General features: G+C 46.9%; 14 protein-coding genes and 1 riboswitch. Of the genes, 9 read left to right on the top strand and 5 right to left on the bottom strand.

Annotated elements, in window-relative coordinates; all coding sequences use genetic code 11:
• Both GRP75_RS12895 and GRP75_RS12900 read right to left on the bottom strand, forming a co-directional pair.
• The coding region (locus GRP75_RS12895; RefSeq protein WP_160789497.1) for a hypothetical protein at positions 1-756 on the bottom strand (756 nt) is incomplete at its 3' end.
• A gap of 468 nt (positions 757-1224) precedes the next feature.
• Positions 1225-1701: an ArpU family phage packaging/lysis transcriptional regulator gene (locus tag GRP75_RS12900; RefSeq protein ID WP_013309118.1), complete on the bottom strand. Its 477-nt coding sequence runs from the start codon at positions 1699-1701 to the stop codon at positions 1225-1227.
• 331 nt (positions 1702-2032) lie between these two features.
• Here GRP75_RS12900 and GRP75_RS12905 point away from each other — a divergent pair, with 331 nt between their 5' ends.
• The 4 genes from GRP75_RS12905 to GRP75_RS12920 all read left to right on the top strand — a co-directional run bounded on the left by GRP75_RS12905 (position 2033) and on the right by GRP75_RS12920 (position 5954).
• Entirely contained in the window at positions 2033-2506 is a 474-nt protein-coding gene (locus tag GRP75_RS12905) for a helix-turn-helix domain-containing protein (RefSeq protein ID WP_028543151.1), read from the top strand.
• 11 nt (positions 2507-2517) lie between these two features.
• Entirely contained in the window at positions 2518-2943 is a 426-nt protein-coding gene (locus tag GRP75_RS12910; protein ID WP_029516155.1) for an ImmA/IrrE family metallo-endopeptidase, read from the top strand.
• Positions 2944-3137: 194 nt separating this feature from the next.
• Complete coding sequence (locus GRP75_RS12915) at positions 3138-5039, top strand: 5'-nucleotidase C-terminal domain-containing protein (protein WP_160789498.1); 1902 nt, start codon at positions 3138-3140, stop codon at positions 5037-5039.
• 243 nt (positions 5040-5282) lie between these two features.
• Positions 5283-5954, top strand: coding sequence for a 3'-5' exonuclease (locus GRP75_RS12920; RefSeq protein WP_160789499.1), 672 nt, complete (start codon positions 5283-5285; stop codon positions 5952-5954).
• A 40-nt stretch (positions 5955-5994) separates the two neighbouring features.
• Here the strand turns inward: GRP75_RS12920 and GRP75_RS12925 are convergent, their stop codons facing one another.
• From GRP75_RS12925 to GRP75_RS29225, 3 genes are all read right to left on the bottom strand, one after another.
• Positions 5995-6978, bottom strand: coding sequence for a helix-turn-helix transcriptional regulator (locus GRP75_RS12925; RefSeq protein ID WP_023987368.1), 984 nt, complete (start codon positions 6976-6978; stop codon positions 5995-5997).
• Between the two features lie 71 nt (positions 6979-7049).
• Positions 7050-7817 (bottom strand): hypothetical protein, encoded by a 768-nt coding sequence (locus GRP75_RS12930; RefSeq protein WP_069081218.1) that lies wholly within the window; start codon positions 7815-7817, stop codon positions 7050-7052.
• Positions 7818-8040: 223 nt separating this feature from the next.
• Positions 8041-8196 (bottom strand): hypothetical protein, encoded by a 156-nt coding sequence (locus GRP75_RS29225; RefSeq protein ID WP_165176511.1) that lies wholly within the window; start codon positions 8194-8196, stop codon positions 8041-8043.
• 315 nt (positions 8197-8511) lie between these two features.
• Here GRP75_RS29225 and GRP75_RS12935 point away from each other — a divergent pair, with 315 nt between their 5' ends.
• The 5 genes from GRP75_RS12935 to queE form a co-directional block, all read left to right on the top strand.
• Positions 8512-8952, top strand: a complete 441-nt coding sequence (locus GRP75_RS12935) for an SH3 domain-containing protein (protein WP_023987365.1) — start codon at positions 8512-8514, stop codon at positions 8950-8952.
• A 25-nt stretch (positions 8953-8977) separates the two neighbouring features.
• Positions 8978-9682: an AIM24 family protein gene (locus tag GRP75_RS12940; RefSeq protein WP_013309110.1), complete on the top strand. Its 705-nt coding sequence runs from the start codon at positions 8978-8980 to the stop codon at positions 9680-9682.
• A 79-nt stretch (positions 9683-9761) separates the two neighbouring features.
• Positions 9762-9805, top strand: a riboswitch (PreQ1 riboswitch).
• A 134-nt stretch (positions 9806-9939) separates the two neighbouring features.
• A complete protein-coding gene (queC, locus tag GRP75_RS12945) occupies positions 9940-10623 on the top strand; it encodes a 7-cyano-7-deazaguanine synthase QueC (RefSeq protein ID WP_068938506.1) in 684 nt (227 codons plus the stop codon).
• On the top strand, positions 10616-11107 hold the full coding sequence (gene queD / locus GRP75_RS12950; RefSeq protein ID WP_053324813.1) for a 6-carboxytetrahydropterin synthase QueD: 492 nt from the start codon (positions 10616-10618) through the stop codon (positions 11105-11107). The genes queC and queD overlap by 8 nt, the downstream gene beginning before the upstream one ends.
• Positions 11100-11582, top strand: a 483-nt coding sequence (queE, locus tag GRP75_RS12955; RefSeq protein WP_160789500.1) for a 7-carboxy-7-deazaguanine synthase QueE, incomplete at its 3' end; no start/stop codon positions are given. The genes queD and queE, both read left to right, overlap by 8 nt.

Raw genomic sequence — 11582 nt, forward strand, 5'->3', positions numbered from 1 at the left:
GGCATCTGCCTGCAAATCAGCTGAAGCTTCAGCTGTAGACATATAACGGCCCTTGTCCTGATCCAGAGGAAGCTGGATTTGAGCGGCAAAGCCCTCAATCAGTGCGGAAGCTGCGCGGTTTTCTTCAGTGGTGTCTGGGGCGGTAATATGCCCGATGAACCGTTTGCGCAGCTCATACATGGAGGCTCCCGCCATCCTAGTTTCGCAGCCGCTCATCCGCCACAGTACCGCGTGCCGTCCCGGCTGTGCGGGCCAAGCGTTGGCGTATATCGACCACGTTTCGCCCAGTTGCTTCTGCGTCCAGCGGACCAGCGCGGCCAGCCACTCTTCCGGCTGTGTAGCACCGTTTGCTGGAACGGCCGAATCACCTTCCGTCTCAGGCACATACACGCCAAAACGCAGCGTTCTATAGGCCTTGCCCGTAACAGTGTCCAGCTTTTCTGCATCCCGCACACCCAAATAGTGCGCGGTAAAAGCCGATGTGTCCTCACCTGCACCTGTCACTGGTTCCCGGTGCAGCCCGGAAATCAGGGCATTCGCCCATACATCAGCCTGCGCCAGCCCGGCTTGTCCTGCGTACAGTTTGATGCGAACAACCTGCCGATAGCCGGCCCAGGAAGACTTCCAAATTTCCTCGCCCAGCGCCATAACAGCATACGGCTCCTCTGCCGTCTGCGACGGTGGCTGAACATCGTATACACGCCCTTGCAGCGCTGGAATAATTTCAATGAGCTTTTGCTTAAAGGCTTGTCTCATCCTGCGGCATGCCACCTTTGCGTCCCCTGCGTTCGCATGTTGTGGCTATTCAGCCAGGCTTTTTTCCACTTTCGTGTTCTCATCCGGCGCAGCCTCGTACTCATGCATTGCAGCATCCCTTGCTTAGGCAACACGACTCCTCCTTTCTGTACAACGAATTCCCGGGAACCGACAGAGACGATCACCGTGAAAAAACCGGCCCTAATGGCCGGCTAACGTTTGACTGTATGTGTCTTCGGTATGTCCTCTTGTCTTGATTCCCGATGATATAATCTTACACCCTAATAACGAATGCGTTGCCGGGGAAATGGACGATAAAAGCAGAGACTAGGGATGATGTTGGGAGGTTTTTAGAGAACATATGTTCCTATTATAAAAAAAGGCCTTGATCCCTGTTATTACAGGAAATCAAGGCCTTTTAGGAAACCATTTTAAAATAGAAATGAGAACAAGTGGATAATTATTACATTAACCCAGTTTTCGATCCGCGCCCTTCTGCAAGCCTGCCAAATTTAAAACGCCTTGGTCCGCCAGTGCAAGCGCCATTTTGTAAAAAGCACGCGTACGAAGCTTCGTGTACGTATCCTTGCTGACCGGAGGGTCCAGTACGTAATTGTAAACCTTGTAATCAAACACATCGTCATCCTTTAAATAACGTTCACGGATGAGCAGCTGTTCGCGTTCATTCAAGCGACTCACTACGGCATCCACCATTTCGCAGTAGGCCAAGCGGGCGGCAGGAGCATCTACATTATATACGGCTGTCCGAGCCGTTGGATCGCTTGTCACATTCGTTGGGCCGTTCGGGCGATCCGTATAGCCAGCCGTAATAAAGCTCTCCCGATCCATAAAAGTAATCGTTTTATAAATTCGGTATTTCTCAAACACACCCTCCAATGCATTCTGCGTTTTGCGACGGTCCAATTCGGGTAAGTTATTTCTCATGTAAAGCAACACTCCTTATCTTATGCCTTTTGACAATGATGTATTTTTAAATGAGGATTTTGCACTTCGGAGCAACTGGTATCGAATTTTGCAAATCCTGAAATAGAAAAACGCTCGTGTTTACATTGTGTTCCCCTTTTGTTCGTATCTTTAGTATAACATAACATTATTTAGGATAGGTATCCATCGTCAAAAAAAGCAGTATAGCTCCAAAAACAGGATATTCGCTTTATTTTCCTATGCCTTTTGGCATATTACGTGCTTTTACTATTTACCTAATGGTATAATGAAACTAGTATCTATGATTCTCTTGCAGAAAGGAGCCCCCATTGTGGAACAGCCAGCATTCGGAACTTACTTAAAACAGCAGCGTGAGCACAAGCAATGGAGCATCAACCAGTTGGCAGATGCTGCAGGTATAAGCAATTCACAAATTTCCCGCATTGAAAATGGACTGCGCGGAATCCCCAAACCTTCCACTCTCCGCAAAATAGCGGACGCGCTTAGCGTATCCTATACCGAAATGATGAAGGCCGCCGGATATTGGGGAGATGATGATTCAATGGAGCAAAATCCACATGAACTTTATCGTTCTACTGTGCCGGAATGGGCAACCTCCAAAGACCGCCGGGATTTTAAAAAAATGCTGGAGGAAGACGACGAATTAATGTTCGATGGCATTCCGCTGGATGAAAAAGACCGTCAACGGATCAAGGACGTGCTGACAGGTCTGTTCTGGGAAGCCAAGCAGATGAACAAACATAAAAAGCCCAAAGAGCCCCAAGCGGGCAAAGATCAGGGATAGTAGGTGAGCGCATGAACGAACTCATTCACAAACTTGTCCGAAAATACCGTACCAACTGCCCCTTCGATATTGCGAAGGCTTTGGGTATCCATATCCGATACTGCGATCTAGGCCCCACAACCAAAGGGCTGTATTACCACAAGTTGCGTAGAAGATTTATCGTTATCCACAATGGCCTCACACCCGAATGGGAACGGTTCGTCTGTGCGCATGAATTGGGACATGACCGACTGCATAAAGGCATTAGCCGCTTTTTTATGGAGGAGCACTCCTACTTTTCCCCAGGAAAATTTGAACAACAGGCCAATCGGTTTGCCGTGCTTTTGCTGAGTGAGGGAAAACCGCCACTAGCTGACGAAACGTTGGATCACTATTTACCCCGGATCGGGCTGCCCAAAGAGACTGCCCTTTTTTTTGACCACAAAACAGAACGTTAGTTCTCATTACATGAGTTACTGTTTATTACTTCCTCTACAATATAGGTAACTAGACGGTGGATTTAACAACCGATATCTCAAAAAATTTTAGTGCTTTGATATAAAATAGAAGTTATTTTTACAATCATCTGATAAAATGTGGTCGTAAGCGGTTTCTCTAATTCATTCATTTTATGGGAGGTTGAAGGAACAACATGAACTCATGGAAAAAACTCTCGTCGATCCTGACGACTGCCGCGCTTCTACTTGGTTGTCTCGGTACAGCAGCAGCAGACCCAGCAACCAATGTGGGAACAGCGGGAACGGCAACGGCTCCAGTCAGCGGTAAACACATCACCATCCTACATACGAACGATACCCATGCCCACGTGGTCGCGAACGACAAGGAAATGGGATTCGCCAAGCTGGCGGGTATCATTGATCAGTATCGGGCTTCCAATCCCAATACACTGCTGCTAGATGACGGGGATACCGTTCATGGAACGACCTTCGCTACTTTGGTTAACGGCGAGAGCATTGTGAAAGTGATTAACAAGCTGCGTTATGATGCTATGGTTCCGGGTAACCACGAGTTTAATTATGGTTGGAAGCATCTTGTTGAGCTAAGTAAGGAGATTCAGTTCCCTGTGCTCAGCGCCAATATTAAACAAACAGACGGAACACGTTTGTTCAAACCCTATGTTATTAAAGAAGTGGACGGCGTTAAAATCGGTATTATCGGTTTGACTACGCCAGAAACAGCATATAAGACTAATCCCAAAAATGTTGAGGGTATTCAAATCACCGACCCTGCGGCTGAGGCCAAAGCGGCTGTTGATGAAATCCGCAGCAAAGTAGATGTCGTTGTTGTTCTTGGTCACCTGGGGCAGGATGCGTCTAGTAAGGACACCAGCCTTAAGGTAGTTAAGGAAGTGCCTGGCATTGATATTTTCATCGATGGACACAGCCATACCGTTCTGGAAAAAGGCTTGATTAGTGACAATGGTACATTGATCGCTAGCGCAGGTGAATACACCAAGTATCTGGGTGTTGTGGACTTATGGGTCGACGGCGGTAAGGTTACGCAAAAGCAAGCCAAGCTGATTGATTCGACTCAAGCAGTCGACGTTCAGCCCAACGCTGAAATTGCTGCATTGATCGCCTCCATTCAAAAGGACCAGGAACCTATTCTTAAAGAGGTTGTAACGCAAACAAGTGTGGATCTGGAAGGAGCACGCGAAAAGGTACGTGCAAGTGAAACCAATCTTGGCGACCTGCTCACCGATGCTATGCGTGATGTTTCGGGAGCAGACGTGGCTTTAACGAACGGTGGCGGCATCCGGGCTTCCATCAAGACGGGGACAGTAACCAAGGGAGACATCATCACTGTGCTGCCCTTCGGCAACCAGATCGTTACCCTGAAAGTGAAGGGCTCTGACATTCAGGCCGCACTGGAAAATGGTACAGCCTCCTATCCAGAGCCAAGCGGAGGTTTCCCACAGGTATCAGGTATCTCGTTCAAAATAGACACATCAGCAGCCAAAGGGAGCCGTGTTCATTCTATCCTGATCGGCGGAAAGACACTTGATCCTGAGGCAACATACACACTGGCCACCAATGATTTTACTGCCGTAGGTGGTGACCAATATACGATGTTCGCTAAATATCCACAGGCAGGTATGTTCGGCTCGCTTGACGAAGCGTTAATTCGCTACATGCAAAAGGTGGGCTCCGCTAGCCTGCAAGTACAAGCGGACGGTCGCATTCAAGAAGCCAAGGCTGATGGTAAAACTTCTGTCCCTGCCACACAAGCTGCGCCATCTGCTTCAACGGCAACACCCGCACCTGTGCAGGAAAAGCCGCAATCCGTACCTACACCGGCTGCGAAACCAGCACCCGCAAAACCGGCACCGGCAAAGTCTCAAACAGCCAAGCCACAGCAGACATCCGCTTCTGCACAAGTTACAAATAGCCATGTATATGTTGTGAAATCCGGGGATACGCTGTATGACATTTCCCGCAAACATGGTACCACCTGGCAACAGCTTCAGCAGTTGAATAAGTTGAAGAATCCTCACCGCATTTATCCGGGACAAAAGTTAGACCTCCCGGCCTAATTCAATAGCTAGCAAAAACAGCGTCCGGAATCCTAGTGGTTTCGGATGCTGCTGTATGTCAGGCGTTTTTAGATATGCGATAGTCCAAGCTCATTTGGACATCGCATATTTTTTTTAAAAGCAAACCTTTTAACCGCTGACAAGTTGTGAACCGAGAGGTATGATGGAGAAGAGTCATTCGGGCAGAGAACATTCGTCCCGATATCCATCGGGATCAGTTATATGTGTGGAAGGAGTCCAGAAATGCAATACATTATTTACGATCTTGAATTTACTGTTAGCCGTAACGCCAGATATTCCTCCGAAATCATTGATATCGGTGCCGTCAAAGTTGTTCAGGGAGAGGATGGCCTATACGTTGCGGATACGTTTCACAGTTTTGTAAGACCCTCGAATCGGCCTGTACTCTCTACAGATACCGTTCAGTTCACGGGTATTACTCAACGAGACATTGATGCCGCCCCACTATTCCCTGAAGCTGTGAAGCAATTCATAGCCTGGCTCGGTACGGATTCCCCTTATTATTTATGCGCATGGGGCCCGGATGACCGTCAGAAGCTGGTATCCCATTGTCGTACCCATCATGTAGATCTCGGATGGATTCATAATACAAATGATATACAGAAGCAGATTTCCCGTCTGTTTAGTTCCAATGGAAAGTACCGTCAGTTGAGCCTGTCTCAGGCGCTGGAATTGTGCAACATTGACTTTGACGGTCAACAACACCGGGCACTGGATGATGCCGTGAACACCGCACAGGTTTTCATGTACCATTTTGATCGTATTACATTAGTTCATAATGCTGCTGACGATGAGGAAAGCCGCGGCTCGAAGCTCGTCTACTCCTCACCAGAAGAAGAACAGGAGCAGTACAGTCCTTTTGGCAATCTCGCCAACCTGTTTAAAGACCGTTAAACGGATAGCTCCCCGGCCCGTTCCGGGGGATCTCCCCCTGTTATTCTTGATTTCCTGCCTTTTTATCGAAATAGAATGCTCCCCAGGTCCGCAGCATTTCTTGCATTCGTTTGCGGTACCGTAAAGGCTCCAGGATCTCGGCCTCAGCTCCATAGGAAGTGAGCCAATCCAAAAATTCACGGTCATGATTGACCGTCACCTCAAACAACAAACTTCCATCCGGCAAATCCTTAAGAAAAGGCTTGATGAACAGCTCCTCTTCTTTGACCCGATATACAGACTCGGCAGAAAAACGTACCACAAACCGGATATTCTGATTTCCTTTGGTCACCGACCAGGTCCCTTTAAAAAACATTTCCATTTCAGTTGTATTTTTTTGAAACGTATACGGCAAAATTCTCATGTTCCGAAAGCGGCTGATCCGAAAGGTTCTCATAGCGGAGTGCTTGTGACAAAAACCAAGCATATAGAATCGCCGATCCTGCGGAACCAAACAATAAGGATCTACCTGAACTAGGGATACATTTTCATTTTGAGGCGAGCTGTATTCCGCTTCAATCGTCTGCTGCGTAAGACTCGCCAAAACAATCAGCCTGAGCAGATAGGGCTGGTTTTCCCGATCAAGTGTCGAGCCGAGCCGGATGATATTTTTCATTTCCTGCGCGAAGCTCGTCTGGTCCATCTTTTTTTTCTGACTAGAGGCCATCACTTTCTCATAAGCACTTTCAAAAGCTGGCGGTAAAAGAGGCTTTACCGTTTCCATAATCTCTCCCAGCTTGGTAAAAGCCTCTACCTCTTCTTCCGTCCAATTCAGAGGATACAAAGCAAAATTACTAATAAAAATGTACCCTTTGCCATGCCCCATATTCGTAATCGGAATATGCATAGCGCTTAACGCCTCCATATCCCGGTATATAGTACGTTCTGATGTTTCACAACGTTCGGCAAGCTCTCTTGCCAATATCCCCGGATTTGCCTGAACAATAGTAATAATCCGCATTAAACGTATCAACCGATCAGTCAAGGAAGTCTCTCCTTTACAAAAAGATAGTAAATTAGACTCACTATATTACACAAATAAACTAGCATAATTGCCTATCTTAAAATATCATTTTCAGTAAAATGAACATCTCCTACCGATATTGCTTTATTAAAAATGACCTTAGAACTATACGCTGTGAATGAGACAAAAGTACCACTCCATTTATTGCGTATGGCCAGAATTAACTCGGCTTCCTGCAGGTAGTCCATGTCATCGCTTCTTGCTGCAAGTATAAGTAATTCATCTGCTTGTCTGGTAAGGATGAACGCCCCTCGCTCATATTCCCCTTTCTCGTACATACGCAATGCTTTTTTTACAATAGGGGACGTCTCATTCAGCTTTATGTATTTTTCCACCTTCGGGTTGGATGGAATGCTCAGCAGACCAAGATGATGCGTGAAATGGATATAGAGCTGGTCTGTCCGGATCAGCGTTCGCTTTTCCTGCGATGGCTTGCGCCAGCTCCACTCCATCATTCCAATCGTATGTCTTCCGGACGAGTGAGCCGGTATAGAAAACGTTAAAATAGCCTGTCTATATTTTCCCCGCCGTACATCACCACAGTGAACAAACATGCTATCTCCGTTTTCTGAGCGTTTAAAACCGAGCCTCACCCCTTCAGCTTTTAATAGACTTACCCCGTTTTCTGGAATGAACTGGAGTTGAAGGTCACATCCCGCTGCTTTCGGTATTAGATTTCCTTTTCTTTTACGTATAGCTCCATAGCCCCATTCTATCAGTAGATTTACTTGTTTGGACCCATTCGCAGATATAGACTCTTTGTCCCATGTGCACGTTACATTGAGCATTGACTTCACCACTGGTAAATTCCCCCTAAAAGAACATGTAACTCTAAATTAACAGTGTTATCTGACACTATATTGTCAGGGAACGTATGTTTGATTGTGAAAATTATACATGGGAATCTTTATGAAGGGGGACCTAGTTTGGTAAATAACATTTTAAACCATTTGAATTACATGAATGCGCAAAAATAGCCCGGCGTATGCCGGGCCATATTATAGTCTACTTCTATATTTAAACTTATGAGATTGTAGTTTCTGTTAAAGAAACATTCGTTTTTGTGCAAATATCAGATATAGGAGCAAAAGTAGTGCTATCTACGACGAGATCCTTTGATAACGGCTTTCCATTTACAGTGATTTTTAAAGTTTTATAGTTTTGTTCTCTCTCATTCATCTTGCAAAATCTCCTTTTATATCAATTTTTAATATATTTCAGTTCATTTATTCAACTTAAGCCCCTGATCAGGTGCGGATCGTTCTTTACTCGTATGCTGGGAAAAATGCCGGAATGTTGCCGCTTCCTTGATATACCCGTTTTAAGGTACACTTAAACTAATATATCGACTTTTTTTTGAGGACATTTTCTTCATATTTATCGTCCGTTTATTCTAAAATCTGCATCCGAATCGTTATATTATACGTAACCATGTCATATGGGTAATGATCTATATCATCTAACATCTTGGTTTATCAAAAGGGGGAACATCTCTTGGCACGACCAACTTGTCGTTTTGCTTTGTACCGCCGCATTGTCTGCGCTGCTATAGCACTTTTGTTTATTTTTGGGATAACTCGTGTACCCGAAGTACATGCTGCTTATTGGGATGATGTGTACCAAGGCTTCGAGCAATTTTCGCGGTTGCCCGGTGATGTGTATCAGCTCAAGGAAAGCTACCGACAAACACAGGAGGATCTGGAGAAGGCCCGTAACAGCTTAGAAGCCTATCAAGAGCAAAACGCTCAATTACTGGAGCAAAACCGCAAGCTGACTGACACTGTCACAGAATTAAAAAATCTTCAAACCCAGCGCGATCAGGCTTCACACCGAAATAAAATGCTCATCATCACAGCTATAATTCTGCTGGCCGGTTATTTTATCGGTATCCGACTGCTGCGTTACGGGATGCGTCGACGTTCGGGAAGGTACTAACTGTCTGAAAGGATGAAAGGTCTGAATGGACATACAAGCAGGACAACACCATGATGAAAGCGTCGGTTCGGTCGTAACGCTCGATCTGGCGGAAGGAGAAAAGCTGCATGTTCTGCATCCGCAGCAAATCATCGCATACCGCGGACCCAGCTCAGGCCGTAGTGATAAACTGATGAATATTAAGGGCATGTATCGCAAACACAAACTGATTCAAGCCGATTTCACAGGAGCTTGTCGCCTAATTGCCGCACTTCCGCCTGGCTTTAGTCTAAAAATGATTAAGCTTGAAGGGAGCGATGATCTGTTATACGATTTTCGCAACCTGTTCTGGTACAGCTCCGGTATCCAAATGCGTACCAAGCTGCTAAGCATGAAAAACATGTTGTTTAGCCGCGATGTTATAAAAATGAAATTCGATGGTGTTGGTCAAATCGGTCTTTTGACGCAGGGATTGGTATGTCAAGAACAGCTTCATCCGACAGAGCCGATATATGTGGATGCAAGCAGCGTCATTGCCTATCCCGAAAACGCCAAACTGGAGTTGACCGTGTACGGCAACCATCTGGCCAGCCAGCATATGAACTATCATTTTAAAATGACCGGACAGGGTACCGTACTATTTCATGCTGGGGAACATCATCGGCGGCTTCAACAGGATATGAACGACGATGGCGTGATCAAGCGATTTTTACGGGAAGTCATTCCATTTGGTGGAGTGTTTATCAAATAGCCCTGCCATGCTATAATGACAATGCTATAGCCGTCTGTCCTCATGGCAGATACTAATGGAGAAAATCCATGCGTCATGCATGGGAGAGGTTCGCGAACTCCCTCTATAAAAAACTAACGATGCTTTGTCCTCCGCAAGAAAAATGAATTCGCGGGGCAAGGCCTGTTTTTTGTTGAAGTCGGTTCAAGAACTCTCCTTCTTCCAAGTGACAAGACTCCATGTCTTGCACCATTCCAAGAAGATCGAGAGGTTTTTTTATGTTTACAAACGAAAAAGCAGTCGTCGTATTCAGCGGCGGCCAAGACAGCACAACCTGTTTATTCTGGGCAAAAAAACATTTTGCTGAAGTAGAAACCGTGACGTTCGATTACGGTCAACGCCACAAGCAGGAAATCGAAGTAGCCGCTGGAATCGCCCGCGAACTGGGTGTTCCGCAAACGGTACTGGATATGAGCCTGCTTAATCAACTAGCCCCTAATGCCCTCACACGCACCGACATTGACATTACTCAACAGGAAGGCGAACTGCCTAGCACCTTTGTAGACGGTCGTAACCTACTGTTCCTGAGCTTCGCGGGAGTTCTCGCCAAGCAAAAAGGAGCGCGCCACTTGATTACAGGCGTTTGTGAGACAGATTTCAGCGGCTATCCCGATTGCCGGGATTCCTTTATCAAATCGCTGAACGTCACACTGAACCTTTCGATGGACTATCCCTTTGTGATTCATACTCCGCTCATGTGGTTGAACAAGGCCGAAACCTGGCACATGGCCGATGAGCTGAAAGCTTTTGAATTTGTAAGAACACGTACACTAACGTGCTATAACGGCGTCATTGGCGATGGCTGTGGCGAATGCCCTGCTTGCAAACTTCGCCGTGCTGGACTCGAGCAGTATCTCGCGGTGCGCGGAGCTTCATCCCAAGGAGTTGAAGGTCATGCGTGAGCCAGGTACTTTTCGCATTGTCGACAAGCTCCAGCAGTTCGGGACAGACATTGAGCACTCTCAGCTGCGTTATCACCGCAAACGTGTACTAGTCAGCAAACAATTTACATTCGATGCAGCACATCATTTGCACTGCTACGAAGGCAAATGCAAAAATCTGCACGGACATACCTATATCGTCGTGTTTGGCATAAGCGGTATACCGGGCGAAACGGGTCTAACGCTGGATTTTGGTGACATCAAAACGATCTGGAAAGAGCGGCTTGAGCCTTTTCTGGACCACCGTTACTTGAATGAGACGCTTCCTCCAATGAATACAACGGCGGAAAATATGGTCGTCTGGATCTTTGAACAAATGGAGTCAGCCTTGACCTCGGATGCATACTGCAACCGTGTCGAAGGTGGACGTACCGAGTTTGTACGGTTGTTCGAGACACCTACCAGCTACGCCGAATTCCGACGGGAGTGGATGCTCGATGAGTAATACTGTAACTGCTAATATCGTAAATACTCACCAACCTATGACTACACCCGACAAGGCCTCAACAGCCCCTATTCCCGTACTGGAGGTGTTTGGTCCCACCGTTCAGGGCGAAGGGATGGTCATTGGTCGTAAAACAATGTTTGTTCGTACCGCAGGCTGCGATTACCATTGCTCGTGGTGTGACTCCGCCTTTACCTGGGACGGCAGCGCCAAGGATCAGATCCGTCGTCTGAGTGCCACAGACATTTGGCGGGAGCTGAAGGCCATCGGTGGCGAACGGTTTTCGCATGTGACCCTTTCTGGAGGCAATCCTGCCCTGCTACCGCAGCTTGGGGAGCTAATCACCCTGCTACGCAGCCAAGGCATGGCCATCGCCGTCGAAACCCAAGGGTCCCGCTGGCAGGAATGGCTGTACGATATCGATGAGGTAACCCTATCCCCGAAGCCGCCCAGCTCGGGTATGACGACCAACTGG

This window comes from Paenibacillus sp. OT2-17 (assembly GCF_009827695.1).
Taxonomy (GTDB): Bacteria; Bacillota; Bacilli; order Paenibacillales; family Paenibacillaceae; genus Paenibacillus; species Paenibacillus polymyxa_B.

Bases quoted from the DNA above. Each gene is read 5' to 3' on its own strand.
- GRP75_RS12900 (WP_013309118.1), bottom strand. From the start codon at position 1,701: ATGAGAAATAACTTACCCGAATTGGACCGTCGCAAAACGCAGAATGCA.
- GRP75_RS12910 (WP_029516155.1), top strand. From the start codon at position 2,518: ATGAACGAACTCATTCACAAACTTGTCCGAAAATACCGTACCAACTGC.
- GRP75_RS12915 (WP_160789498.1), top strand. From the start codon at position 3,138: ATGAACTCATGGAAAAAACTCTCGTCGATCCTGACGACTGCCGCGCTT.
- GRP75_RS12920 (WP_160789499.1), top strand. From the start codon at position 5,283: ATGCAATACATTATTTACGATCTTGAATTTACTGTTAGCCGTAACGCC.
- GRP75_RS29225 (WP_165176511.1), bottom strand. From the start codon at position 8,196: ATGAATGAGAGAGAACAAAACTATAAAACTTTAAAAATCACTGTAAAT.
- GRP75_RS12940 (WP_013309110.1), top strand. From the start codon at position 8,978: ATGGACATACAAGCAGGACAACACCATGATGAAAGCGTCGGTTCGGTC.
- queC (WP_068938506.1), top strand. From the start codon at position 9,940: ATGTTTACAAACGAAAAAGCAGTCGTCGTATTCAGCGGCGGCCAAGAC.
- queD (WP_053324813.1), top strand. From the start codon at position 10,616: ATGCGTGAGCCAGGTACTTTTCGCATTGTCGACAAGCTCCAGCAGTTC.